The sequence below is a fragment of the Collimonas fungivorans genome (assembly GCF_001584145.1).
Taxonomy (GTDB): Bacteria; Pseudomonadota; Gammaproteobacteria; order Burkholderiales; family Burkholderiaceae_D; genus Collimonas; species Collimonas fungivorans.
Window position 1 is genome coordinate 2,126,670 of the sequence record NZ_CP013232.1, and the last position, 25,435, is coordinate 2,152,104.

Below are 25,435 nucleotides of genomic sequence, written 5' to 3' on the forward strand. Positions count from 1 at the left end.
AAGTAATGATAAATATAAAAGAGTTTTATCCAGCGTTCGGCGGCGGCTTGCCGCTCCCGGCCAAAAGAAAATTGCTGATTACCGTGATTGCCGCTGCGACAGCCCAGATGGCGCATGGGCAGGGCGTTCCCGATCAAAAGGAAAAAACGGCAAACCCATCCGGCCAGGCTGCGCAATCACCAGCCCGGCCGGAAGGCGATCCGACCTTGCCGACCATTACGGTGACCGGCGCTGGAACCGGCGCCGACAGTTATCGCAAGAACTCGGCTTCGATCGCCACCTTCGGCGACGCCTCCCTGCTAAACACGCCTGCTTCGATCTCAGTCATTACCCGCAGCCAGCTGGACGACCAGCAATCGCGCCTGCTGAGCGAAGTGGTGCGCAACGATGCTGCAGTTGGCGACAATTACACGCCGGTCGGCTACTACGAAAACTTCACCATTCGCGGCTTTGCGCTAGACCTGGCGTCCAGCTACCAGATCAACGGCATGAGCATTGCCGGCGAACAGAACGTGGCGCTGGAAAACAAAGAGAGCGTCGAAATCCTGAAAGGCCTGGCCGGGTTGCAAAGCGGCATGGCGGCGCCCGGCGGCCTGATCAACTATGTGACCAAGCGGCCGGCCGACGTGCGTTCGGTGACCATGGAAACCGATTCGCGCGGCTCACGTTACCTGGCGGCCGACATCGGCACCTTGTTCGGCGAACAAAAGCAGTTTGGTATCCGCATCAATGCCGCCCACGAAACCCTGCATTCGTATGTGAACGACGCCGACGGCCAGCGTAATTTCGCTTCGCTGGCGGCCGACTGGGTGATCACGCCGCAGGCACGGCTGCAATTCGACGCCGAGTACCAGCATCGGGAACAACGTTCGGCGCCCGGTTACCAGCTGCTGGGCGGCACAGCCGTCCCAAGCAATGTTTCACCCGGCAAGCTGCTGGGCGCGCAGCCGTGGGCCAAGCCGGTGACGATCAACTCGCTGAACCTGAATCTGCGCCTGGATCTCGACCTGGCGCCGGACTGGCACGCATATGTGGCGGCCAGCCGCAGCCGGGTAGTGATCGACGATAATTCGGCCTTTCCGTACGGCTGCGGTTACGGCAGCACTTGCGGCGAGGGCGGAACCCCGGCTCGCTATTTCAGCGCCAGCGGCGATTTCGACATCTACGATTACCGGTTTCCGGACGACACCCGCCGCAACGACCAGCTGCAAGCCGTGCTGCAGGGGCGTTTCGATACCGGCAAGCTGCGCCACGACCTGACCCTGGGCGCCAGCACTTTCCGCCGCACTGTGGCACAGAGCGATGGCGTCAATGAATATGTCGGCAGCGACAATATCTATAACCCGAATCCGATCGTGTATGCGCCGTCGGCATCGACGCCGGATGCTGCCTACCTGCGCCTGGACAGCCGGCAAAAATCGCTGTTTGCGGTCGACCGCCTCAGCTTCAATCCGCAATGGCAACTGATCGCCGGCGCGCGCCAGGTATGGGGCAACGAACGGGCGTTCGACATCAGCGGTGCGGCGACGCGCACTACGGACAAGACATTGCTGCTGCCGCAAATCGCTCTGATCTACAAGCCGCAAGCCGACCTGTCGCTGTATACCAGCTACAGCAAAGGCTTGACGATGGGCGGCCAGGCGCCGTGGTGGACCGAGAACGCCTATGCCTTCCTGGCGCCGACCGTATCGCGCCAGATCGAGGCCGGCGTCAAGTACGACTGGCGCGACCAGCTCAGCCTGAGCGCGGCGATCTTCCAGATGAGCAAGCCTTATGAATATCCACAGCCGGACGCGAACGGTTTCAGCTACGTCCAGCAAGGTACGGAAACCCACCGCGGGATAGAACTGAGCGCGGCAGGCCAGGTCAGCAAGCAGCTGCGGCTGACGGCTAGCCTGGCCTTGATCCAGGCGCGCGCCGAAGATACCGGCACGGCGGCCTACGACGGCCACCAGGCGATCAACGTGCCGCGCCTGCGCGCCGCCTTGTACGCTGCGTATGCCGTACCCGAGGTCACCGGCCTGAGCCTGCTGGGTGGCTGGCAGTACAGCGGCAGCAAAGCGGCGACGCGGGAAGGCAATGTCGATGTGCCGGCTTACCATCTGTTCAACGCCGGCCTGCACTACAAGACCAGCTGGTGGGGCCACTCCACGGTGCTGCGCCTGAGCGTGGACAATCTGTTCGACAAGCGCTACTGGAAAGATGTCGGCGAATACATCGGCGATGGCTACCTGCACCTGGGCGCGCCGCGCACGGCGCGGCTGTCGGTCCAATACGACTTCTGATACAGGCCGGGAAACGCCGCATGAACGAAGCAAGACAAGATGCTGCTGCGGACAATGGCACGGTGCTGAGCCACGGCATGGGTTTTGACGTGGTGACGTCGAGCTGGCCTGCATTGACCCTGGACGAGGTGGCGCGGCTGTTGCGCCACTATCCGCAGGCCGGCGCCGTCACGCGCCTCGGCTGGCACAGTCCGCGGCCGTTTTCCAGCGCCTGCGTAGCGGACACCGGGTCCGGTCCCTTGTTCATCAAACGCCTGTTGCGCGAAATACGGACTGTCGACGAACTGACGGACGAACATCGCTTCATGGCGCACCTGCGGCAGCGCGGCCTGGCGGTCAGCGAGGTATTGCAAGCCAGCGACGGCAGCACCGCCCATGCCGACGGCGGCTGGACCTACGAGGTGCAGCGTGTCGGCCAGGGCGTCGACCGCTATCGCGACGCCACCTCCTGGACCCCTTTTGTCAGCACCGAAGACGCCGCAGCGGCCGGCAGCGCGCTAGCCAGGCTGCATCTTGCCGCTGGCGGCTACGACGCGCCTGCGCGCAGCACCAAGCTGCTGGCCTCCGGCTTTACCTTGTTCAATACCGAAGATCCGCAACAGGTGCTGGAGCGGATCCGGCGCTACATACAGGAGCGGCCGGCGCTGGCCGACTATCTGGCACAGCGCGACTGGCGGCAGGAAGTAACGCAGGTACTGCTGCCGTTCCATGCGCGGCTGGCCCCGCTGCTGGATGGCCTGGCGCCCTTGTGGACGCACAACGACTGGCATGCTTCCAACCTGCTGTGGCAAGCGCAAGAACCTCCGGCGGTGGCGACGGTGGTCGATTTTGGCCTGGCCGACCGCACTTGCGCGGTCTACGATCTGGCCATCGCCATCGAGCGCAACATGATCGAATGGCTGGCTTTGCCGTCGATGCAGCCGACTGCCCAGCGGCCGCTGGTGCATATAGGCCAGCTGGACGCCATGCTCGACGCTTATGAAGCAGTGCGGCCATTGTCGGCGCTGGAAGCGGCCGCCTTGCCGGCGCTGCTGCCGTTGGTGCATGTCGAATTTGCATTGTCGGAGCTGGCGTATTTTCACGGCGTGCAAAAATCCGCCGAGAACTCGGCGCTGGCCTACGATACCTATTTCCTCGGCCATGCCGCATGGTTTGATAGTGACGCTGGCCGTTACCTGCTGGGTCACCTGCAGCGTCGCTGTGACCGTAAAACCCGCCCACAGGAGCTTTGATGTCAGGTCTGGAAATCATTGCAGTCATATTCAGCGCCCTGGCTGTCTGGCTGACCGCGCGCCGCCACCTGTGGTGCTGGCCGGTCGGCCTGGTTTCGGTGCTGCTGTATGCGCGCATATTCCTGGTGGCGAAGCTGTACTCGGATCTGCTGCTGCAGCTGATCTTCGCCGTCATGCAACTTTACGGCTGGTGGCAGTGGAAGAGGGGGCGTCGGACCTGGATGGCCAGCATATCCAGCCGCAGCGCCTGCCGAAGCAGGGTTTGCTGGTTGGCTTGCTGGCCGGCGCGGTGGGCAGCGTAGTGCTGGGTTATGTCATGGCCAGTTTCACGGATGCCCACATCCCATGGCTGGATTCGGCGCTGACCAGCTTCAGCCTGGTGGCGCAGTTCTGGATGGCGCGCAAATACGTCGCCAACTGGTGGCTGTGGATCGCGGTCGACATCATCTACGTCGGCGTGTATATCTATAAAGACCTGGACCTGACCGCAGGGCTGTACGCAGCGTTCATCGTGCTGGCGGTTGTCGGCTTGCGCAACTGGCAGCGGCAGCTGCCGGGGAATCACCCGCCAGCTGCGGCCGCAGCGCTTTAGGCAGGGTGGGAGTGCAATGCCCACGCGTTTGTAGATGACGCAGCGACTGCGTGGGTACAGGTGCCCACCCTGCAAGAGGGCGGGCGGAGAATAATTGCCTACGCTGCCGGCACGCCCAGTTTTTGCGCCCACGCCAGTGCCGACAGATGCGCCAGGTTGACCTCCTCGGGGGTGATCTTGAGCGAGCTGGCCAAGGGGCCGACCAGCGGCGAATTCAGTTCGCAAGCCTCGGCCAGCGCTACATAGGGACCATACGGTCCGGAACGGGTCAGCAACGCTGCGGCCACCTGGTCGGACAGCTTGATGCTGGCCAGCACTTCCTCCATGCTGACGCCCAGCAGCCGGTCCAGCAACGAAAAAATCCCCGCGACAAACAGGTTTTCCGATTCGCCCCTGGGCAGGTATTTTTGTCCCAGCAGTTCCGAGAAACGGCCGCGGATGATGGCGGTTTCCATCAGCACCGGCGAATAGCCGCTGCTGCTGGCGGTGGCCAGCAGCAGCGACAGCCACTGGAACAGCGCCTCGTAGCCGAGCAAGGCGAGGGCGGCGCGCAATGACTGGACTTCAGTCTTCAGGCCGAACGCCGCCGAATTGATGAAGCGCAGCAGTTCATAGGACAAACCGGGATCGCGCTTGAAGATTTCTTCGATCTTTTGCAGGTTCTCGTTCTTGGCGACCAGGTTCATGATCTGCACGATGATCTGCTGCGCCGGGTTCAGGCCGGTGGCGCGCTTGCCCGGGCGCGGCGTCAGGTGCAGCTTGCCGATGAAGGCATCCAGTCCCAGCATGGCGCAGGCGTCATAGTCCTGCCAGTTGCTGACCGGCCGGCCGACCATGCGCAGCGACGATTTTTTCAGCGAAGCGTAACGACGTGCCTGCGCCGCAAAATCGCCGGCGGAAAATCGCACTTCAAGATGGGAAATGTCGGCAGGCAGGGCGCCGCTGCTGAGTTCTGCGCCGCGCAGGGAGATGCCGTAACCTGCGGCGCGCAGGGTTTTTACCGCGGCCAGGGCGGCAGGGTCGGCCAGGTCGCCGTGCTTGAGCGTCAGCACCGTGCTGGCGGCCGGCATCCTTTTGATCGCAACGCCGCTCAGCAGGGCCGGGGACGCTTCCAGGAACAGCAGCTTCTTGCCCAGCAGCCAGCCGTTTTTTTCATCGCTCAACTGAGCGGCAACGAAACTCAGCAGCGCATGCAAGTCCCCTTCGTCGGCCTGGCCGTCGGCGCCGCCGCCGCCGTCGCCGATTTCCTGCCAGGTGAGGTCGTAGCCCACTACGCCTTGTTTCGGATCAAGTAAAGGTTCTCGAACTATGAAATTGTCATTGCGCATCTTGGATTTTTTTTATGGTGGATGGTGAAGGGGACTGCAAATCGGTTTTCCTGAATAGTGTTAACGGTTGTTTTCAGGAAAAATTGAGCGATTTCTTCGTCCACATGGAAATGTGTCATTGAATCCAATAAAGTTGTCGTATTTGCACTACAAAATTACACGTTGCTGCCGGGTATTGATAGTGTTTCCGCCGAATAATTGATTGCCGCCAGGATTTTTCAAAATTTCCAGAATCGCCCTGAAAGGGGCTAGATCATTGGGGTTTGCACATTCAATTGATTGTTGTAAATAGTAATAAATATACAAATTCTGAGAAATATTCGCATTGTTTATTGCGATCAGATAACTAATGATGGTTAGTAATTGTTAAACATTGTCATGAATGCACTTTTGTGACTTTTTACCCCTAGAATGTGCTTCGCCGTGTTGGCAATTCATTAATTTGAATCGAACATCCACTTTATATCTGAGGGTAAAAAATGAAACAAATGACTATCGCTAAGTTGGTTGCAGTTGCTGCTGCAGGTTTGTTGTCGCAAGCGGCCTTCGCTGACGGCGGCACAGTAAATTTCAACGGCAATATCGTTGACTCCCCATGCACAGTCGACCCATCCAGCCAAAACATCACCGTACCTATGGGCGACGTGTCGCGCACAGTGTTCGGCGCCGTTGCCGGCAAGAAGTCGACACCGTCGAAGTTCACTATCCTGCTGACCGACTGCGGTCCGACTGCCAAGGGCGCAACCGTGACCTTTACCGGCACCACCGACGCTACAGTGAAAGACGACCTGGCGATCGCTAACGCCGGCCAAGTCGGCGTGACTGCTGCAACAGGCGTGGCGATCGAGCTGGGCGACTCCGCCGGCACCAAGATCCCTGTCGGTTCGGCATCGGGCACTTACGTTCTGGGTCTGGGCAACAATCCTTTGAAGTTCCAGGCTGCCTACATTTCGACCAGCACTGCAGTGACCGTTGGTCCAGCTAACTCGACGGCACAGTTCGTCGTTGCTTACCTGTAATCGACGCGCTTCACAAAAATCCTAAAAAGGTTTTATCCCGTTTCGCTCCGCTAAGTGCGGAACGGGCAGCCTGGCGCTTGCGACGGCCAGGTTTTAAGGATGGGCTGGTTTGCCGCAACGGTAGCGGCAAGCCGGCCGTCATTTTCCCGCACTACCCATGCATCAATTTGTGAGTACGCGAATCCTGTGCTTGCTTAGAAATTTGTGCATAGGACATTTTGATAGACGAGGTCTTCCATGTTAGGCAAACAATTCTTCACTTCCGTTGCGATCGGCGGCGTGCTGGCATTCAGCGCACTGTCGGCTGGCGCCGGCGTGATGCTGGGCGGCACCCGCGTGATCCTGGGCGAGAAAGACCGGCAAGCGTCGATCCCGCTGAAGAACACCGGCACCGCGCCATATGTGGTGCAAACCTGGATCGATGCCGGCGAAGGCAAGAACAAGACGCCGCTGCTGGTGACGCCGCCTCTGGCGCGCATGGATCCGGGCGCGGAAAACATCTTGCGCATCGTCCGCATCGCCGGCGACTTGCCGAGCGACCGCGAATCGGTATTCTGGCTCAACGTCAAGGAAATCCCGGAAAAATCGGATCAGCAGAACGTGCTGCAGGTCGCCGTGCGCACCCGCATCAAAGTGTTCTACCGGCCGACCGGCCTGGCTGGCAAGCCTGACGAGGCGCGTGGCCTGGTCACGCTGTCGGTGGTGCCTGGCGAAGATGGCAAGGGCGCCGCGCTGCGGGTGAACAATCCGAGCACTTACAACATCACGTTTACCGGTTTCAAGATCAACGGCGACAAAGAGCAGACCCGAGCTGGCATGGTGCCGCCTTTCGGCGCGCTGGATTTTCCGTTGACCGTTATCAGCGCGCCGCAGGCGATTGACGCCAGCTACACCACGATCAACGACTACGGCGGTGAAACGCCGGAAGTAACGGTCAAGGTCGCAGTTGGCAGCGCCGCGCCTGCCGCAGGCAAATAACACCATCGTCGTCTCCCAGATAGCAAGCAACGGATCCTGTCAAGGCAAGTCAGTCTGCCGCGCAAGGCAGAAATAGAGGAAGGGAAAGCTGTGATCAGATTGTCGCATCAACGCAAACCGGTACGCCTGGCACTGTCCGCGATTACGCTGGCCGTGCTGGCGCAGGTGGCGCACGCCCAAGGCCAGGGCGGCTCGATATTCAACGAGCAGTTCCTGGACATCGGCGGCGATCAAAGCCGTGCCGACCTGTCCTTGTTCGCGTTCGGCAACCGGGTCTTGCCCGGCAGTTATCTGGTCGATGTCAGCCTGAATGAAAGCAGTGTTGGCCAGAGCCAGGTCAATTTTGTCGACAATCCCGACGATGCTGCGGACAGCAAGAGCGCCCAGGCCTGCATCACCCGCAGCATGCTGGAGGGCTGGGGCGTCAAGGTAGAAGTATTCCCTGCGCTGATGGCGGCCGGCGACCAATGCGTTGACCTGGCAAAGGTCATTCCCGGTTCCAGCGTTTCCTATAATGGCGAGAAACTGCGCCTGACGCTGAGCATTCCGCAGGCCGCCATGAAGCGCCAGGCGCGCGGCGCCATCACTCCGGACAAATGGGACAAGGGCATCAATGTCGGCATGCTGGACTACCAGTTTTCGGCGGCGCGCTATGATGGTGGCAACAACTTCGGCAGCAACAACGCCGGCAGCAGCACCAACAGCATCACCGATTTCAATGGCAACCCGAGCACCCCCACCAGCCAGGCCCGCAATACCTTGTATGCCGGCCTGCGCGGCGGTTTCAACCTGGGCGACTGGCGCTTCCGCAATTTCTCGACCTACAACCGCGGCCTCGACGGCCAGGGCCACTGGCAGTCGGTGACTTCCTACCTGCAGCGCGATATCGCTGCGCTGGGCGGCCAGCTGACGCTAGGCGACAGCACCACGCCGGGCAATTTCTTCGACTCTTTCCAGTTCCGCGGCGTCCAGCTGGCGTCCGACGACGGCATGCTGCCCGACAGCCAGCAAGGTTATGCGCCAACCATCCGCGGCGTGGCGCAAACCAACGCCCGCGTCACGGTGCGCCAGAACGGCTTCGTGGTGTACAGCACCTATGTCGCACCCGGCCCATTTGTACTGGATGACTTGTACCCGACTTCCACCAGCGGCGACCTGGAAGTGACGATTACCGAAGCAGACGGCCGCGAAACCAAGTTCAAGCAGGCGTTCTCCGCCGTGCCGACCTTGTTGCGCGAAGGCGTCTGGCGCTACAGCGCTACCGCCGGCCAATACCGCAACGGCCTGGGATCGAATGTCAGCGGCTCCAAGCCGTTTTTCATGCAGGGCACCGTGGCGCGCGGACTGGGGCGGGAATTTTCGGTATACGGCGGCCTCATCGGTTCCGATATCCATCAGTCGGTGGTGTTCGGGGTCGGCAAGAATTTGCGCGATTTCGGCGCCATATCGGCCGACCTGTCGCAAGCGCATACCAAGGGACCGTTCAACCAGAGTTACGACGGTCAGTCGCTGCGCTTCCTGTACGCCAAGTCGTTCGAGAATTACGGCACCAGCGTGCGCATGGCCGGTTATCGTTATTCCACCGGCGGCTTCCGTACGTTCCAGGAAGCGGCGCAGATGCAGGACCTGCAAAGCGGCCAGGTGCTCAACAACCGCCGCAGCCAGCTGCAGCTGGATTTTGCCCAGCAGCTGGGCAGCCGTGGCGGCAGCGTCTACGCCTCGGCGCAGCAGCAAAGCTATTGGGGCACGGACCAGAAGACACGCCTGATCCAGCTCGGTTATTCTAATTTTTACAAACAGTTCACCTACAGTTTTACCTATAACAACAGCACCAACCTGAGCGGACCGTCGAGCCGCCAGCTGATGGTGTCCTTGTCGATGCCGCTGGGTGACAGCCGTTCCTACGCCCGCTACTCGGCGACCCAAGGCAACGACGGCGAGGTCAGCCATCAGGCCAGCGTCTATGGTTCGGCGCTGGATGACGGCCGCCTGACCTATAACGTATCGACAACCCATTCGAACCGCAGCGACAACAGTGGCAGCGCTTCCGCCAGCTACCTGTCGCAATACGGCCGCTTCGACTTCGGCCGCGCGCAAGGTTCGGGCTACGGCCAGACTACCCTGGGTGTGGCAGGCGGCCTGGTGGTGCATGGCGGCGGCGTGACCTTGTCGCAGCCGCTGGGTGAAACCATGGCGCTGGTGGAAGCGCCGGACGCCGCCGATGTCGGCTTCGAGGTGTATCCGGGTGTCCGTACCGATAGCCGCGGCAATGCGGTGCTGGCGAACCTGAGCCCGTACCGGATCAACCGCCTGGCGGTGCGCACCGAAGACCTGGGCGACGAAGTGGAAATCAAGAACGCCGCCATGGATGTGGTGCCGACCCGCGGTGCGGTGGTGCTGGCCAAGTTCGAGACTTCGATAGGCCTGCGCCTGATGCTGAACCTGAGCGACAAGAGCGGCAAGCCGCTGCCGTTCGGCGCCAGGGTCGAGAACGAGCAGGGACAAGAGATGGGTATCGTCGGCAGCGATGGCCAGACCTTCGTCACCGGCGCCAAGGATGCCGGCGCATTCAGCGTCAAGTGGGGCCAGGGCGCGGCTGATCAATGCAGCATCAAGTACCAGGTGCCGGTCGAGAAGAATCCGGCGCCGATCCGTCAAATGAATGCGCAGTGCGAATGAGCACAATATGCACGCAAGGAAAACAAGGATGATGTCATGAGCAACGGGAATAGCGTATTCAGCAGATGCGCGCGAACATTGGCGGAGCGGCGCCGCAGCCTGTCCGGCATGCTGCTTTTTATCTGCCTGCTGGTCAGCGCTCAGCTGGCGCAGGCGGCCTGCTTTAAGAATCCGTCTTATACGGAAAAAACGATCAACATGTTTTTCGGCAAGGTCTATCTGCCGAGCGATCTGGCTGTGGGAGCGCTGATTGCAAGAAAAGAATTCAACCTGCCGCTGAAAGGCGGGCAACTCGACAAGCCATGGAATTGCACCAACGGCGGCGTGGTAAACGGCGACATGCTGCAAGGACAGATGATCACGGGATACGATCATGTGTACTCCACCAACGTCACCGGAATCGGCGTTCGCCTGTCGCGGTTTTTTAATGGGACTGACTCCACTTATTACGCCCACACCCGCACCACTACCAGCGATTTCGGTCTCTTCGACGCCAATTCCAAATTTGTCGTTGAGCTGTTCAAGACCGGCCCCAAGACCGGCAGCGGTCCTTTGGCGCCAGGCATCTACACCAAATATTACAGCGTCGCGGACAGTTTATCCGTGCTCACCACCTATCTTGACGTCAACGCCATTACTATCGTTACTCCCACCTGTACGGTTGACGTCGGTTCAAAGAATATAGCGGTCAACCTGGGCTCCGTTTCCAGGAGCAATTTCAAGGGAGTCGGCAGTTCGGCCGGCGAGAAGGATTTCAATATCAAGCTCAATTGCCAGCGCGGCGAGAACACCCAGAACATCATTGCACTGAACATGGCGGCGACATCCGATCCCACCAACAAACCGGGCGTCTTGCAGCTGACCCAGGAACCTGGCGTGGCGACCGGGGTTGGCATCCAGGTGCTGGATCAGACCAGGACGCCGGTGAAATTCACGACCTCTACGGTTGCCGACACCAATTCCATCAATGTCGGTCCTTCCGACGATATCCAGTACGTGGTGCCGTTCAAGGCCAGGTACTACCAGACCACGCCCAACATCAATACCGGCAAGGCCAACGGCACTGCTACGTTCACGATCGTGTATCAGTAGCGAAAGGATGCACCAGCTACCGCCTAAGGGCGCGGCGCGACAGACTGGTTCTGTGCGGCGCGCTGCTGCAGCAGCGTCAGCCAGCGCTCGCCGCATTCGGCGTCGCTGATGCACAGCGCATAGTCGGGTACGGTGCGGGCGGCGCGTTCCAGCAGCTGGATGTCGGCTTCGTGCTGGCGGGCGACATGCGGATCTTCCAGGAACAATACGCGCCGGCATTGCTGGCGGTCCAGGATCAGTTCGGCGATCTGGGCGTCGCCGCCCAGCGGGCCGCTGAGGAAGGGCTTGACCCAGTTGCGGCCGGCTTCTTCGCCTTTGATTTTCTGCGCCAGCTTGTTGAGCAGGCTGCCGGTGGTGCCGGTGGCGCAGCGGAACGCAAACTGGTCGAGCAGGGCAAAATGGCGTTCTGCAATATCCAGCATCCGGTCTTTCATGGCATCGTGGGCAATCAGCGCGATGCCTTCCTGCGCCAGCTCGAAGGTCGGGTCCAGCGCCGGATTCGGCGCGGCGCCGGCCGCCATCGCCTCCAGCTCCAGCCATTCGCGGGCGCCGGCCAGCGTCGACAGGAACGGCTTGCCGTGGATTACGCATTGCCGTTTCAAGGCCACCGCTTCCGGAAAGGTGGATGAAGGATCGACCGGGTCCATCAGGTAAATCACTGCATCCAGGGTGCGCGCCGGATCGGCGTCGACCACCCGCGACACCAGCTTCATCAAACCGCCGTGGCGGCCGTAAGGAAAACGCTCGATATGCGGATAGTGCTCCAGCAGGCCCAGCTGCTGCATCGCGTCCAGCGTGCGTCCGACCACCACCAGCTGCGGTTTCAGCTGTTGTTCGATGCTGTGGCGGCTGCCGGTGAGCAGCTGCGCCAGCGCCGAATCCGGGCCCTGCTGGTGGCTGCGGTTGGCGGCGAGGCCGATCCGGAACGGAGCGGAAGAGGCATTGCGGGAAGGAGAGGAAGGCATATGGCGAAAGTCAGCACGGGCAACATTGCACTAGCCTGACTTTACCATACCGCCATGCAAGAAAAGCCATGGTTCCGGGCTAAATCGGCATCCGTAGTCTATTTGGAACTACAATGTCAGCCATGAACAAGGCATTTGTAAAAGAATCCGAAGGCGATGACGACGATCTCGAATTCGGATTGCCGGCGATCCCTCCCGGCACCAAGAATTACATGACCCCGGAAGGCTATCAACGCATGAAGGATGAGCTGTTGCGCCTGATTGACGTGGACCGGCCGGAAGTGGTGCGCATCGTTTCCTGGGCTGCTTCCAACGGCGATCGTTCGGAAAACGGCGATTATATCTACGGCAAGCGCCGGCTGCGCGAAATCGACCGCCGCATCCGCTTCCTGACCAAACGGCTGGACCTGGCGGAGGTGGTCGATCCCAGCGTGCATCACGGCCGCGACCAGGTGTTTTTCGGCGCCACGGTGAGTTACCAGAACCATGCCGGCGAAGAGCATACGGTGACTATCGTCGGCATCGACGAACTCGATCCGCTGCACGGCAAGATCAGCTGGATTTCGCCGGTAGCGCGGGCCCTGACCAAGGCCCGTGAAGGCGACAGCGTGACCCTGATGACCCCGGCCGGGATTGACGAGCTGGAAATACTGGCGGTCAGCTACCCCGAGCCGCAATAGCAGTACAGGGAAGGCCAATCCCCGCGCGCTTACCGTTTCTGATACTGCTGGCTGCCAAACAGGATATCGCGCGCCTTGTCGTCGGTCAGCGGCTTGCGGGCCGAAGTCAGCACCTCGACGCCGCGTTTCACCGCCGGCCGTTCGCTGATCGCATCGAACCAGGTTTTCAGGTGCGGATATTCGCTCAGTTCTATGCCCTGGTTTTTCCAGGAACGAAGCCACGGGAAAGTGGCGATGTCGGCGATCGTGTATTCGTTGCCGGCCAGGTAAGGATGCTGCGACAGTTGCTTGTCGATCACGCCATACAGGCGCTTGGCTTCGTTGGTATAGCGGTTGACCGCATACTCTATTTTTTCCGGTGCGTAGATGCGGAAATGGTGGGCCTGGCCCAGCATCGGCCCGACGCCGCCCATCTGGAACATCAGCCATTGCAAGGTATTGAATTTTTCGCGGTCGGTATGACCGAGGAAGCGGCCGCTCTTGCCTGCCAGGTAGAGCAGGATCGCACCGGATTCGAACAGCGAAATCGGCTTGCCGTCGGGGCCGTCTGCATCGACGATGGCGGGGATCTTGTTGTTGGGTGAAATCGACAGGAAATCCGGCTTGAACTGGTCGCCGGCGCCGATATCGACTGCATGTACCCGGTAAGGCAGGCCCAGTTCTTCCAGCAGGATGTGGATCTTGTGGCCGTTCGGCGTGGCCCAGCTATAGACATCGATCATGGCGATTTCCTTTGTTGTGCAATTGCGCGTTTGAATTCTGCTGATGAGTTGTGCTTAGATTTTTGCCAGCCGCTGCAGCGCCTGCTGCAAGGTCTGGTCTTGTTTGGCGAAGCAGAAACGGACGATGCCCGATTCGCGTGGCGACTGGTAGAACGCCGACACGGGGATCGCCGCGACACCGATTTCGGAAGTCAGCCAGACCGCAAAATCCGCCTCGCTCAGCGAGGAAATGGCGGAATAGTCGACGCACAGGAAATACGTGCCGTCCGCCGGCAGGAGCTTGAAGCGGGTGTGTTTCAAGCCATCGCGGAACAGGTCGCGCTTGCGCTGGTAAAACGCCGGCAGTTCGAGATAGGGTGCGGGATCCTGCATGTATTGCGCGATCCCGTGCTGCACCGGCGTATTGACGGTGAAGATATTGTATTGATGGACCTTGCGAAATTCCGCCGACAGCATTGCCGGCGCCGCCACGTAGCCGATTTTCCAGCCGGTGACATGGTAAGTCTTGCCGAAGCTGGAAACAACAAAGGCGCGCGCGGCGAGTTCAGGATCGCGGCAGACCGATTCGTGGCGGGCGCCGTCGAACACCATGTGTTCGTAGACTTCGTCCGATAGGATCAGGATCTCGGTGCCGCGCACGATATCCTTGAGCGCTTCGATGTCGGCCTGCTTCAGCACGCTGCCGGTCGGGTTGTGCGGCGAGTTGATCATGATCATGCGGGTGCGCGGGCTGACTGCCGCGGCAATCCGGTCCCAGGGCACCTGGTATCCGTCCGCGCCCAATGTCATCTGCACCAGCACCGGCTTGCCGCCGGCCAGTTCGATAGACGGCACGTAGCTGTCGTAGGCGGGTTCAATCACGATCACTTCATCGCCCGGATGCACCGCGCACATGATGGCGGTCAGCAGGCCCTGGGTGGCGCCGGCGGTGACCGTGATTTCGGTGGCTGGATCGTAGCTGTGGCCGTAGATCTTGCCGATCTTGGCGGCGATGGCCTGGCGCAAGGCCGGCACGCCGGGCATCGGCGGATACTGGTTGAAGCCGTTTTTCATGGCGTCGCCGACAGCGTCGACCAGCGCCGGATCACAGTTGAAATCGGGGAAACCTTGCCCCAGGTTGACCGCGGATTTTTCGCTGGCCAGGGTCGACATCACCGTGAAAATGGTGGTGCCGACTTTGGGTAGCCTGGATTGAAGCTGTGTGAGCTTGGAGTCTGCGCCGGCTGCGCTATCGGGAATTCTTAAATCGCGGTTCATCTGCTGTCAGTCTTGGTGTCTGGATTTCGCATTTTAGCGGTTTGTCCGAGACTGCACAGGGCTGGGCGTATTCCTGGCTTCTAGATGCCGGCCGGGCTCCATGCTTGCGGCGCGACGATGGCAAAAAGCCCGGCCTTGGCGGTCTTGCGCGCCAGTTTCAGCAACGCCTTGTCCTTGGTGATCAGGGTGGTGGCGTGGGCGCCCAGCGCCAGCTCCAGGAATTTCTGGTCGTCGCGGTCGGTGCAGATAGGTAGGCGGACGCCGGGACGCGGGCTCAGCGCCTCAGCCTCCAGGCAGGTGATCAAGGCGTCGAATTCAGCATTGCAGGCCGGCCGGGTGTCGTCGGTGACGGGCAGATGCGAATAATGCAACACCATTTGCCATTCCTGGCGGCAGTCGGCGCGGGTGACGGCTTCGACTGCGCCGTTTTGCAAGGCGGCCATCAGGCCGGCCCAGCGCGGGTCGCGAAAGACAAACAGATCGAGGCAGACGTTGGTGTCGATCACGATGCGGGGTTTTGGCTGGCTGGCCTGGGCTGGTAAGTCTTGGTTCATGCGGGTTTCCATCAAACGATAGCGCGCATTTTACCTCGGCCGGCGATCCGGCGGCCGGCGATCCGGCGGCCCGCAGGCCGGCAAGCCATCTTCCAGCAGGAGCGAGAAAGCGGCGGCGAAGCGGTGCACGTCGCCAGGCCAGCGGGCTGAGACGTAATTGCCGTCTTGCACCACGAAAGCAGGGCGGCTGTCGTCGGCGCTGTCGCGGAACAAGCCGCTGCTTTTGCGAAAATGATTTGGCGCGCCGGCGGCGATGTCGATGAAGTCGCCCGGCTGCGCCAACGCTCGCGTCACTTCGGCCTGGACGCCGCGATAACCGGCGGCTTCACCTACTTGTTCGCCATAGGTGCGGTAATAAGCCGGGTCCCAGAAACGGCCGCAGAATTTCATCAAGTTCCAGGCGCTGCGCTCCAGCTTCCATGTCAGCGCGGTGGTTTTCCGGCCATGCAGCGCGGATTTGCCGCTGCGCGGCGAGCGGCTGCGGGCGGCCAGGACGACACCGTGGCAGATCGCGGCCACCGGCTTGCCGCTTTCGAAGAAGGCGCCGGTAAAATCCTGCAGCGGCTGGCTTTCCAGGTAAGCCAGCATGCCGCGTGCACGGTGGCCGCCGGGCAGCAGCAGGCCGTCGTAGCGGGCGACATCCAGCTCGGCATAGGCCAGCGGCGCCTGGAACGCGCTATCGCCTGCCAGCGCGGCATAATCGGCGCGCGCAGCGGTATTGGCGCGCAGCGCCAGTCCCAGCAATTTGATTTTCTTGAGCAGCGGTATCCAGCCCCAGGCATCCAGGCCTTCCCCGGACAGCATCAGCGGATCGGCCTCGGCCACCTTGCCGTCGGGCGTGGCGAACACCACCTGGTGTCCGCGCGAGGTCAGGATGCGCCACGAGACCGCAACTTCGCTGGGATCGAAATCCAGGCTGGGCAAGGGGATCAGGACGGTTTTCCGGATTGGATTCATGGGATCGCCGAGATGGGGTCGCCTAGATGGCGGTGTTCTGGATGGGACGCCTAGACAAGCTTCAAGGCATTGCTTATGCTGCGATCCTACAGGGAAATACCTGACTCATAGGGAAAATCGATGACGGTTCTTGCAACAGAACGGCTGGTCTTGCGCAAGCTGACCACGGACGACGCCGGGTTTTACCTGCGCCTGGTGAACGAGCCCTCGTGGCTGCAGTTCATCGGCGACAAAGGCATACGCAGCGTGGAAGCGGCGCGCGCCGCGCTGCTGAGCGGGCCGATGGCGATGTATGAGAGCCACGGTTTCGGTTTCTACATGGTGGAGCTTAAGGATAGCGCCACGCCGATCGGCATGTGCGGCCTGATCAAGCGCGAGACCCTGCCGGGCGTCGACATCGGCTATGCCTTTGTGCCGGAATTCTGGGGCAAGGGCTACGCTTACGAAGCGGCGTCGGCGGTGCTGGCGTTCGGCAACCAGACCTGCGGCCTGCAGCGGATAGTGGCGATTACCGCGCCGGACAACCATCAGTCGATCCGGCTGCTGGAAAAGATCGGCTTGAAATTCGAGGCATTGCTGGAGCTGAAGGGCGACGGCGAAAAAACCAAACTGTTTGCCTGCCAATTTTAGTTCGCTCTTGCCGCAATGCGGACCAGGCGCCGGCGTGCTATGGTGGCAGTTCGCAATCTCACTTCAGGAGGCGGTAATGAAGCTGATTGAGCCGGATGAAATGGAAGATTTCCAGGCGATCTTGCAGGCGCGGCATCTGGCTGCGGACGACTTCGAATTGCATCAGGTGGATACCACCGACCCCAAGACCGATGAAATATTCGGACTGACCGGTTTTGTCACGGTGAGCAGGAAATCCAACGGACACAAGAAGCAGTATCCGATAGGCGACGGTTCCAGCTGGGTAACCGAATTCGAGCGCGATCTGCAGCGAGGCGCTTTCGCAGGGTAATTAAGCGCCGGCAGCGAGCTGCCGCCAGCGCCGTTATGTTTGTTTCGGTATCATTGCGGACATTCTCAGGTTTATTTGGATATCGTCATATGCTGATTGTTTTGTCGCCCGCAAAATCCCTCGATTACAGCACTCCCAGCAGCACCGAAACACACACCACGCCGGATTTCATCAGCCATTCAGCCGAGCTGATCGGCGTCCTGCGCCAGCTGTCGCCGGCCGAGGTCGGCAGCATGATGAAAATCTCCGATCCGCTGGCCCAGCTCAATACCGCGCGTTTCGCTTCGTGGTCGAAGAAATTTACCAGCGCCAATTCCAAGCAGGCGATCATGGCTTTCAACGGCGACGTCTACGAGGGCCTCGATGCGGCCTCCCTGAGTACAGCGCAGCTGAACTACGCGCAAAGCCGGATCCGGATCCTGTCGGGCCTGTACGGCGTACTGCGGCCGCTGGACCGGATGCAGCCGTACCGGCTGGAGATGGGCACCAGCCTGGCCAACCCGCGCGGCAAGAATCTCTATGCGTTCTGGGGCGACACCGTGACCCAGGCCCTGAACCAGCAGCTCAGCCAGCAGAAATCCGACACGCTGGTGAACCTGGCGTCGGAAGAATATTTCAAGGTGGTGCGGCCGAAGGTGCTGGCAGCCAGCATCGTTACTCCGGTATTCGAAGATTGGAAAAACGGCAAGTACAAGATCATTTCGTTCTACGCCAAGCGGGCGCGCGGTTTGATGGCGCGTTATGCGGCGCTGAACAAGATCAGCGATGCGGAAAAGCTGAAAGCGTTCGACCTCGGCGGCTATCGATTTATTCCGCAGGATTCCGACAGCGGCCGCTGGATGTTCCGGCGCCGCCTGGCAGATTAAGATTAATTACAAAGGATGAAAAATGGCTGCAACTGAATTGGCCGTCGCCTACGCGGATATCGCCGCCGCCGCCAAACGCCTTGAGGGCGTCGCCTACAAGACGCCGGTGCTGACTTCCAGCCAGGCCGACCACCAGGCGGACGCCAGCGTGTTTTTCAAGTGCGAAAATTTCCAGCGGGTGGGCGCTTTCAAGTTCCGCGGCGCCTATAACGCCATCAGCTGCCTCAGCGAAGAGCAGAAGCAGCAGGGCGTGGTGGCGTTTTCATCCGGCAACCATGCGCAGGGCATGGCGCTGGCGGCGCGCATGCTGGGCGTGCACGCAACCATCGTCATGCCAAGCAACGCGCCGGCGATGAAGCTGGCGGCGACGCGCGAATACGGCGCCGAAATCATTCTGTACGACCGCGAGCGCGAAGACCGCGAGGTGATCGCCGCGCAACTGTCGGCCGAGCGCGGTTGCGCCGTGATCCCCGCATACGATCATGCGGACGTGATTGCCGGCCAGGGGACGGCGGCGAAAGAGCTGTTCGATGAAGTGGGGCCGCTCGATTACCTGTTCGTATGCACCGGCGGCGGTGGTCTGCTGTCCGGTTGCGCTATCGCCGCGGCGCAATTGTCGCCCGGCTGCATCGTCATCGGCGTCGAGCCGGAGGCTGGCAACGATGCACAACAATCGTTGCGAACCGGCAATATCGTGCATATCCCGGTGCCGGACACGATTGCCGACGGCGCCCAGACGCAGCATGTCGGCAAGCTGGTGCTGCCTATCCTGCAGGCATATGTAAAAGACATCGTTACCGTCAGCGACGACCAGTTGCGGACCCAGATGCGCTTCTTTGCCGAGCGCATGAAGATCGTGGTCGAGCCGGCGGGCTGCCTGGCGGCTGCCGCGGTCCTGCACCGGGTGTTGCCGTTCGCGAGAGAAAAAGTAGGGGTGATAGTCAGCGGCGGTAATGTCGATATGGAACTTTTTGCGCGCAGTATTGCTGTCGCGAAACCATTTTCCTGAACTCTGCCAGATAAAACCGTATGCCATATATTTCCTGCCGGTTTGACCGCCTTCCCTGCGAAGCGTTAGAATGCCGGGTTATTGAAAACTTGGGCCTCGGTAAATATGCGTCGTAAACTTGTAGCCGGTAACTGGAAAATGAATGGCAGTCTGGTTGCCAATGCTGCATTACTGGCGGAAATCAAGGCTGGGCAGGCTGCTCCCGGGCTGGCCGCAGCTCCTGCTTGCGATATTGCTATCTGCGCACCGGCGCCTTATCTCGCGCAATGCCAGGCCGAACTTGCCGGATCGGCAATTGCCTGGGGCGCACAAGACGTTTCCGCGCACACCGCCGGCGCCTATACCGGCGAAGTAGCGGTCAGCATGTTGCAGGATTTTGCTTGCCGCTACGTTATCGTCGGCCATTCCGAGCGGCGCGCTTATCACGCGGAAAGCGATGAGCTGGTGGCGCAGAAGGCATTGCGTGCCTTGCAGGCGGGTGTCGTGCCTATTGTGTGCGTCGGCGAAACCCTGGCCGAGCGCGAAGCTGGCCAGACCGATGCGATAGTGGGGCGGCAACTGGCGGCAGTGCTGGATGTGCTGGATGCGGCCGACCTGGCTCGGATCGTGGTGGCGTATGAGCCGGTATGGGCGATCGGCACCGGCAAGACAGCGACGCCGCAGATGGCGCAAGATGTGCATCTGGCCTTGCGCGCCAAGCTGGCGGGGAAGAATCCCGCAGCGGCGGCTGAAGTAAAGATTTTGTATGGCGGCAGCATGAAACCCGACAACGCTGCCGAATTGCTGGCCATGCCGGATATAGACGGCGGCCTGATTGGCGGCGCAGCGTTGAAGGCGGTTGATTTTCTGGCGATTGTCGCTGCAGCCCGGTAGTTCGATAGTCCGGATTTAGTAAAAATAAAGCATTAACTCTCCTTGGAAATCTATTAAATGAACACAGTATTTAACATCATTGTCATCGTTCAGGTGTTGTCGGCGTTGACGATCATCGGCCTGGTGCTGCTGCAGCATGGCAAGGGCGCCGACATGGGCGCGGCTTTCGGCTCCGGCGCTTCCGGCAGCTTGTTCGGCGCTACCGGCTCTTCGAATTTCCTGTCGAAATCGACCGGCGCGGCGGCCGCGCTTTTCTTTATCGCGACATTGGCATTGGTGTACCTGGGGAATCATCGTTCGGCGGTTACCGGCGGCGTGATGGAAAATCTGCCGGCGGCTTCGGCCCCTGCAGCGGCAACTCCAGCAACAGCGGCGCCTGCGGCAGCAATTCCAGACACATCGGCGGCGCCGGCTGCGGCTTCTGCGGCAGCCTCCGGATCGGCTAGCGCGGCAGCTTCCGTGCCGGCACCGTCGACCGGCAGCGCACAGTCGAATCAAATTCCAAAGTAAGACTAGTCTCACAGTGAAATTGCTGACTTTTAATCCGATTGTGCATTGAACAAAAGTAGCAAATCAGGTTAAAATACGCGCTTATGCCGACGTGGTGAAATTGGTAGACACGCTATCTTGAGGGGGTAGTGGCGAAAGCTGTGCGAGTTCGAGTCTCGCCGTCGGCACCAAAGAATATGAGGCCAGCAACGGTTGCCCCTGCGCTGGCTTTTTGTCGAGGAACTTGTGGCGTGGTTTGCCGGATTGGGGGCGTCAGGTTTGAGAATTCGAACCGGCAAATCATTCTGCTAATCGTTCAAACTACTGGCGCAAAATTGTGAACCTCGAAAATTATTTTCCCGTCCTGCTGTTTATTCTGATCGGTATCGCGGTTGGCATCGCCCCGCAAGTGCTTGGTCGTGTACTTGGGCCGCATCGGCCCGACTCCCAAAAAACTTCTCCATACGAATGCGGTTTTGAAGCATTCGAAGACGCGCGCATGAAGTTCGATGTGCGTTATTACCTTGTCGCCATTTTGTTCATTTTGTTCGATCTGGAAACCGCATTTTTCTTCCCGTGGGGGGTTGCCATGCGCGACCTCGGATGGCAGGGCTTTGTCACGATGATGGTGTTTATCGCCGAATTCGCGGTGGGCTTCTGGTACATCTGGAAACGCGGCGCTCTGGATTGGGAGTAAGCCATGTCTATTGAAGGTGTATTGAACGAAGGCTTTGTCACCACTACTGCTGACAAATTGATCAACTGGACCCGCACCGGTTCGCTGTGGCCGATGACGTTCGGCCTGGCCTGCTGTGCCGTCGAAATGATGCATGCCGGCGCCTCGCGCTACGACATGGACCGTTTTGGTGTAATCTTCCGGCCGTCGCCGCGTCAGTCCGACGTGATGATCGTGGCAGGCACGCTGTGCAACAAGATGGCGCCGGCCTTGCGCAAGGTGTACGACCAGATGCCGGAGCCGCGCTGGGTGATTTCCATGGGCTCTTGCGCCAATGGCGGCGGCTACTATCACTATTCGTATTCCGTGGTGCGCGGCTGCGACCGCATTGTGCCGGTCGACATTTACGTGCCTGGCTGCCCGCCGACTGCCGAAGCGCTGCTGTATGGCATCATCCAGCTGCAAAACAAGATTCGCCGCACCAATACGATTGCGCGCTAAGAGAGCACCATGACGACCAAACTGGAAACCCTGGAAGCCGCCGTGCGCAATGCGCTTGGCGACGACCTGCAAAGTCTGACCGTGGCCTTCGGCGAGATCACGATCGTGGTCAAGGCTTCGAATTACCTGTCGGCGATGCGCGTGCTGCGCGATCACGCCGATACCCGTTTTGAAGAACTGATCGACCTCTGCGGCGTCGATTATTCGACCTACGGCGACGGCGCCTGGGACGGCGCGCGTTTCGCGGCGGTTTCCCACCTGCTGTCGATCGAGCACAACTGGCGCCTGCGGGTGCGCGTGTTCGCGCCGGACGACGAGATGCCGCTGCTGGCTTCGCTGACCGAGATCTGGCCGTCGGCCAACTGGTATGAGCGCGAAGCATTCGATTTCTTCGGCATCCTGTTCGAAGGCCACAACGACTTGCGCCGCATCCTGACCGACTACGGTTTCATCGGCCATCCGTTCCGCAAGGATTTCCCGGTGTCGGGTTATGTCGAGATGCGCTACGACGCTGAGCAGAAGCGCGTAATTTATCAACCCGTAACGATCGATCCGCGCGAAATCACGCCGCGGGTGATTCGTGAAGAACATTACGGGATCAAATAATGGCAGAAATCAAGAACTACACGCTGAACTTCGGCCCGCAGCATCCGGCCGCGCACGGCGTTTTGCGCCTGGTGCTGGAGCTGGACGGTGAAGTGATCCAGCGTGCCGACCCGCATATCGGCCTGCTGCATCGCGGCACCGAAAAGCTGGCGGAACAGAAAACCTACCTGCAATCCGTACCCTACATGGACCGCCTCGACTACGTGTCGATGATGTGCAACGAGCACGGCTACGTGATGGCGATCGAACGCCTGCTGGGCCTGGAAGTGCCGCTGCGCGCCCAGTACATCCGCGTCATGTTCGACGAAATCACGCGCCTGCTGAACCACCTGATGTGGATCGGCGCGCATGCGCTGGACGTCGGTGCGATGGCGGTGCTGCTGTACGCATTCCGCGAACGCGAAGATTTGATGGATTGCTACGAAGCCGTATCCGGCGCCCGCATGCATGCGGCTTATTATCGTCCAGGCGGCGTTTACCGCGACCTGCCGGACACCATGCCGCAGCACAAGGCCTCGCTGGTGCGCAATGCCAAGGCAATCAGCGCCCTGAATGAAAACCGCCAGGGTTCGCTGCTGGACTTCATCGAAGATTTCACCGTGCGCTTCCCGAAATACGTGGATGAGTACGAGACGCTGTTGACCGACAACCGTATCTGGAAACAGCGCCTGGTCGGCATCGGCGTGGTGTCGCCGGAGCGCGCCAAGGCCATGGGCTTTACCGGCGCCATGCTGCGCGGTTCCGGCGTCGAATGGGACCTGCGCAAGAAGCAGCCGTACGAAGTGTACGACTTGCTGGACTTCGATATCCCGGTCGGCAAGAACGGCGACTGCTACGACCGTTACCTGGTGCGGGTGGAAGAAATGCGCCAGTCCAACCGGATCATCAAGCAATGCGTAGAGTGGCTGCGCAACAACAGCGGCCCGGTGATGACCACCAACCACAAGGTTGCGCCGTCGTCGCGGGTCGACATGAAATCGAACATGGAAGAGCTGATCCATCACTTCAAGCTCTTCACTGAAGGTTTCCATGTGCCGCCGGGCGAAGCGTATGCCGCGGTGGAGCATCCGAAGGGCGAGTTCGGCGTCTACATCGTTTCCGATGGCGCCAACAAGCCGTACCGCCTGAAGATCCGTGCACCTGGCTTCCCGCATCTGCAAGGGTTGAACGAAATGGCCAAGGGCCACATGATTGCCGATGCCGTCACCATCATCGGTACGCAGGATATCGTTTTCGGTGAAATTGACCGTTAAGTCTGCTGTTACCAATTAACTATAGCGCAACATACCGCGCACGAATGGCCAACACATGTTGTTAAGTCAAGACACATACAAAAAAATCGATCGCGAAGTAGCGAAATTCCCCGCCGACCAGAAACAGTCGGCGGTGATGGCCGCGCTGGCGATTGCGCAGGATGAAAAGGGCTGGCTGGCGCCGGAAACCATGCAGGATGTCGCAGACTATCTGGGCATGCCGGCCATCGCGGTGCAGGAAGTCGCGACCTTTTACAATATGTACAACACCAAGCCGGTCGGCAAGCACAAGATCAGCATCTGCACCAACCTGCCGTGCCAGCTGTCCGGCGGCGAGCGCGCTGCAGAGCATCTGAAGCACAAGCTCGGCATCGGTTTCCGCGAAACCACGGCCGACGGCCAGTTCACGCTGGTGGAAGGCGAGTGCATGGGCGCTTGCGGCGATGCGCCGGTGCTGTTGGTGAACAACAAACGCATGTGTAGCTGGATGTCGAACGAGAAGATTGACGGCTTGTTAGAGGAACTGAAAAAATGACCAGCCTGCACAATCGTCACATCAATCCGCTGATCCTGGCTGACCTGGACGGCAACAACTGGCACTACGCCGATTACGTCAAGCGCGGCGGCTATACCGCCCTCAAGCGCATTCTGTCTGAAAAAATCACGCCGGAACAAGTCATCGCCGAACTGAAAGCCGGTTCGCTGCGTGGCCGTGGCGGCGCCGGTTTCCCGACCGGCCTTAAGTGGAGCTTCATGCCGCGCCAGTTCCCCGGCCAGAAGTACCTGGTCTGCAACACCGACGAAGGCGAGCCGGGCACATTCAAAGACCGCGACATCATCCGCTACAACCCGCATTCGCTGATCGAAGGCATGGCCATCGGCGCTTACGCCATGGGCATCACGGTCGGCTACAACTACATCCACGGCGAAATCTGGTCCGGCTACGAGCGCTTTGAAGAAGCGCTGGAAGAGGCGCGCGCCGCCGGCGCCCTGGGCGACAAGATTTTCGGCAGCGAATTCAATTTCCAGCTGCACGCATTCCACGGCTACGGCGCTTACATCTGCGGCGAAGAAACCGCCTTGCTGGAATCGCTGGAAGGCAAGAAGGGCCAGCCGCGCTTCAAGCCGCCTTTCCCTGCCAGCTTCGGCCTGTACGGCAAGCCGACCACGATCAATAACACCGAGACTTTCGCGGCCGTGCCTTTCCTGCTCAACATGGGCGGCGAAGCCTATGCGGCCCTGGGCAAGCCGAACAACGGCGGCACCAAGATCTTTTCGATCTCGGGCGACGTTGAACGGCCGGGCAATTACGAAGTGCCGCTCGGCACGCCGTTCGCCAAGCTGATGGAACTGGCCGGCGGCATGCGCGGCGGCAAGAAGATCAAGGCTGTGATCCCTGGCGGCTCGTCCGCTCCGGTGATCAAGGGCGACGTCATGATGGACACCGATCTCGATTACGATTCGATCGCCAAGGCCGGCTCGATGCTCGGTTCCGGCGCCGTGATCGTGATGGACGAAACGCGCTGCATGGTGAAATCGCTGCTGCGCCTGTCGTACTTCTATTTCGAGGAATCCTGCGGCCAGTGCACGCCATGCCGCGAAGGCACGGGCTGGCTGTACCGCCTGGTGCACCGGATTGAAACCGGCCACGGCCGTCCGGAAGACATGGATCTGCTGGACACGGTTGCCGGCAACATCATGGGCCGCACCATCTGTGCGCTCGGCGATGCGGCAGCGATGCCGGTGCGCGGTTTCCTCAAGAATTATCGCGAAGAATTTGAATATCACATCGAGCATAAGCATTGCTTGGTGCCGGCATACGTTTAAGCCTGCGCAAGCAGCGTGCAAAACACTTAGGCAA

The 25,435-nt window shown here is 60.3% G+C and carries 27 protein-coding genes and 1 tRNA gene; 22 read left to right on the plus strand and 6 right to left on the minus strand.

Translation table 11 applies throughout. The annotated features are described in order from the left end of the window. The first annotated feature begins 107 nt into the window (after positions 1 to 107). The 4 genes from CFter6_RS09130 to pnuC (CFter6_RS27035) are packed head-to-tail and all read left to right on the plus strand — an operon-like array spanning position 108 to position 4,109. Positions 108 to 2,285 (plus strand): TonB-dependent siderophore receptor, encoded by a 2,178-nt coding sequence (locus CFter6_RS09130; protein ID WP_470294991.1) that lies wholly within the window; start codon positions 108 to 110, stop codon positions 2,283 to 2,285. Positions 2,286 to 2,305: 20 nt separating this feature from the next. Further along, positions 2,306 to 3,517 carry a phosphotransferase enzyme family protein gene (locus tag CFter6_RS09135; RefSeq protein ID WP_061539667.1) on the plus strand — a complete coding sequence of 404 codons (1,212 nt, stop codon included), beginning with the start codon at positions 2,306 to 2,308 and terminating at the stop codon, positions 3,515 to 3,517. After that, complete coding sequence (gene pnuC / locus CFter6_RS27030) at positions 3,517 to 3,819, plus strand: nicotinamide riboside transporter PnuC (protein ID WP_470294989.1); 303 nt, start codon at positions 3,517 to 3,519, stop codon at positions 3,817 to 3,819. The genes CFter6_RS09135 and pnuC (CFter6_RS27030) overlap by 1 nt, the downstream gene beginning before the upstream one ends. Continuing rightward, the gene (pnuC, locus tag CFter6_RS27035; protein WP_470294990.1) at positions 3,780 to 4,109 is read left to right on the plus strand and encodes a nicotinamide riboside transporter PnuC; all 330 of its coding nucleotides are present in this window, start codon (positions 3,780 to 3,782) and stop codon (positions 4,107 to 4,109) included. The genes pnuC (CFter6_RS27030) and pnuC (CFter6_RS27035) overlap by 40 nt, the downstream gene beginning before the upstream one ends. Before the next feature lie 98 nt (positions 4,110 to 4,207). Here the strand turns inward: pnuC (CFter6_RS27035) and CFter6_RS09145 are convergent, their stop codons facing one another. Continuing rightward, on the minus strand, positions 4,208 to 5,437 hold the full coding sequence (locus tag CFter6_RS09145) for an EAL and HDOD domain-containing protein (RefSeq protein ID WP_061539668.1): 1,230 nt from the start codon (positions 5,435 to 5,437) through the stop codon (positions 4,208 to 4,210). Between the two features lie 479 nt (positions 5,438 to 5,916). Here CFter6_RS09145 and CFter6_RS09150 point away from each other — a divergent pair, with 479 nt between their 5' ends. The 4 genes from CFter6_RS09150 (at position 5,917) to CFter6_RS09165 (ending at position 11,205) form a co-directional block, all read left to right on the plus strand. Continuing rightward, positions 5,917 to 6,456, plus strand: coding sequence for a fimbrial protein (locus CFter6_RS09150; RefSeq protein ID WP_061539669.1), 540 nt, complete (start codon positions 5,917 to 5,919; stop codon positions 6,454 to 6,456). A gap of 237 nt (positions 6,457 to 6,693) precedes the next feature. Beyond that, complete coding sequence (locus tag CFter6_RS09155) at positions 6,694 to 7,434, plus strand: fimbrial biogenesis chaperone (protein ID WP_061539670.1); 741 nt, start codon at positions 6,694 to 6,696, stop codon at positions 7,432 to 7,434. 90 nt (positions 7,435 to 7,524) lie between these two features. Next, entirely contained in the window at positions 7,525 to 10,113 is a 2,589-nt protein-coding gene (locus tag CFter6_RS09160; protein WP_061539671.1) for a fimbria/pilus outer membrane usher protein, read from the plus strand. Between the two features lie 36 nt (positions 10,114 to 10,149). Beyond that, the gene (locus CFter6_RS09165; RefSeq protein WP_061539672.1) at positions 10,150 to 11,205 is read left to right on the plus strand and encodes a fimbrial protein; all 1,056 of its coding nucleotides are present in this window, start codon (positions 10,150 to 10,152) and stop codon (positions 11,203 to 11,205) included. A gap of 23 nt (positions 11,206 to 11,228) precedes the next feature. On the opposite strand, the gene CFter6_RS09170 is transcribed toward CFter6_RS09165, so the two are convergent. Next, the gene (locus tag CFter6_RS09170; RefSeq protein ID WP_061539673.1) at positions 11,229 to 12,170 is read right to left on the minus strand and encodes a hypothetical protein; all 942 of its coding nucleotides are present in this window, start codon (positions 12,168 to 12,170) and stop codon (positions 11,229 to 11,231) included. Positions 12,171 to 12,292: 122 nt separating this feature from the next. On the opposite strand from CFter6_RS09170, the gene greB reads away from it, so the two are divergent. Next, complete coding sequence (gene greB, locus CFter6_RS09175) at positions 12,293 to 12,850, plus strand: transcription elongation factor GreB (RefSeq protein WP_061542278.1); 558 nt, start codon at positions 12,293 to 12,295, stop codon at positions 12,848 to 12,850. 29 nt (positions 12,851 to 12,879) lie between these two features. Here the strand turns inward: greB and CFter6_RS09180 are convergent, their stop codons facing one another. The 4 genes from CFter6_RS09180 to CFter6_RS09195 form a co-directional block, all read right to left on the minus strand. Next, entirely contained in the window at positions 12,880 to 13,572 is a 693-nt protein-coding gene (locus CFter6_RS09180) for a glutathione binding-like protein (RefSeq protein ID WP_061539674.1), read from the minus strand. Between the two features lie 54 nt (positions 13,573 to 13,626). Continuing rightward, positions 13,627 to 14,829 (minus strand): pyridoxal phosphate-dependent aminotransferase, encoded by a 1,203-nt coding sequence (locus tag CFter6_RS09185; RefSeq protein ID WP_061539675.1) that lies wholly within the window; start codon positions 14,827 to 14,829, stop codon positions 13,627 to 13,629. 80 nt (positions 14,830 to 14,909) lie between these two features. After that, positions 14,910 to 15,383 (minus strand): putative toxin-antitoxin system toxin component, PIN family, encoded by a 474-nt coding sequence (locus CFter6_RS09190; protein ID WP_061539676.1) that lies wholly within the window; start codon positions 15,381 to 15,383, stop codon positions 14,910 to 14,912. Between the two features lie 30 nt (positions 15,384 to 15,413). Further along, positions 15,414 to 16,340, minus strand: a complete 927-nt coding sequence (locus CFter6_RS09195; protein WP_061539677.1) for a type 1 glutamine amidotransferase domain-containing protein — start codon at positions 16,338 to 16,340, stop codon at positions 15,414 to 15,416. Between the two features lie 120 nt (positions 16,341 to 16,460). On the opposite strand from CFter6_RS09195, the gene CFter6_RS09200 reads away from it, so the two are divergent. The 13 genes from CFter6_RS09200 to nuoF all read left to right on the plus strand — a co-directional run bounded on the left by CFter6_RS09200 (position 16,461) and on the right by nuoF (position 25,401). After that, the gene (locus CFter6_RS09200; protein WP_061539678.1) at positions 16,461 to 16,970 is read left to right on the plus strand and encodes a GNAT family N-acetyltransferase; all 510 of its coding nucleotides are present in this window, start codon (positions 16,461 to 16,463) and stop codon (positions 16,968 to 16,970) included. A gap of 76 nt (positions 16,971 to 17,046) precedes the next feature. Further along, positions 17,047 to 17,301, plus strand: a complete 255-nt coding sequence (locus CFter6_RS09205; RefSeq protein WP_061539679.1) for a hypothetical protein — start codon at positions 17,047 to 17,049, stop codon at positions 17,299 to 17,301. A gap of 89 nt (positions 17,302 to 17,390) precedes the next feature. Continuing rightward, entirely contained in the window at positions 17,391 to 18,167 is a 777-nt protein-coding gene (gene yaaA, locus CFter6_RS09210; RefSeq protein ID WP_061539680.1) for a peroxide stress protein YaaA, read from the plus strand. A gap of 22 nt (positions 18,168 to 18,189) precedes the next feature. After that, entirely contained in the window at positions 18,190 to 19,176 is a 987-nt protein-coding gene (locus tag CFter6_RS09215; RefSeq protein WP_061539681.1) for a threo-3-hydroxy-L-aspartate ammonia-lyase, read from the plus strand. A 105-nt stretch (positions 19,177 to 19,281) separates the two neighbouring features. Beyond that, positions 19,282 to 20,049: a triose-phosphate isomerase gene (gene tpiA / locus CFter6_RS09220; protein ID WP_082814675.1), complete on the plus strand. Its 768-nt coding sequence runs from the start codon at positions 19,282 to 19,284 to the stop codon at positions 20,047 to 20,049. A 57-nt stretch (positions 20,050 to 20,106) separates the two neighbouring features. Continuing rightward, a complete protein-coding gene (gene secG / locus CFter6_RS09225) occupies positions 20,107 to 20,559 on the plus strand; it encodes a preprotein translocase subunit SecG (RefSeq protein WP_061539683.1) in 453 nt (150 codons plus the stop codon). An 85-nt stretch (positions 20,560 to 20,644) separates the two neighbouring features. Further along, positions 20,645 to 20,729, plus strand: a tRNA-Leu gene (locus CFter6_RS09230). Between the two features lie 146 nt (positions 20,730 to 20,875). Beyond that, positions 20,876 to 21,235, plus strand: coding sequence for an NADH-quinone oxidoreductase subunit A (locus CFter6_RS09235; protein ID WP_061539684.1), 360 nt, complete (start codon positions 20,876 to 20,878; stop codon positions 21,233 to 21,235). A 3-nt stretch (positions 21,236 to 21,238) separates the two neighbouring features. After that, on the plus strand, positions 21,239 to 21,715 hold the full coding sequence (locus CFter6_RS09240) for a NuoB/complex I 20 kDa subunit family protein (protein WP_014005578.1): 477 nt from the start codon (positions 21,239 to 21,241) through the stop codon (positions 21,713 to 21,715). 9 nt (positions 21,716 to 21,724) lie between these two features. After that, positions 21,725 to 22,321: an NADH-quinone oxidoreductase subunit C gene (locus CFter6_RS09245; RefSeq protein WP_061539685.1), complete on the plus strand. Its 597-nt coding sequence runs from the start codon at positions 21,725 to 21,727 to the stop codon at positions 22,319 to 22,321. Beyond that, positions 22,321 to 23,574 carry an NADH-quinone oxidoreductase subunit D gene (locus CFter6_RS09250; protein ID WP_061539686.1) on the plus strand — a complete coding sequence of 418 codons (1,254 nt, stop codon included), beginning with the start codon at positions 22,321 to 22,323 and terminating at the stop codon, positions 23,572 to 23,574. The genes CFter6_RS09245 and CFter6_RS09250 overlap by 1 nt, the downstream gene beginning before the upstream one ends. Positions 23,575 to 23,629: 55 nt before the next feature. Beyond that, the gene (nuoE, locus tag CFter6_RS09255) at positions 23,630 to 24,109 is read left to right on the plus strand and encodes an NADH-quinone oxidoreductase subunit NuoE (protein WP_061533772.1); all 480 of its coding nucleotides are present in this window, start codon (positions 23,630 to 23,632) and stop codon (positions 24,107 to 24,109) included. Next, entirely contained in the window at positions 24,106 to 25,401 is a 1,296-nt protein-coding gene (gene nuoF, locus CFter6_RS09260; protein WP_061539687.1) for an NADH-quinone oxidoreductase subunit NuoF, read from the plus strand. Before nuoE ends, nuoF begins: the two co-directional genes overlap by 4 nt. Positions 25,402 to 25,435 lie beyond the last annotated feature (34 nt).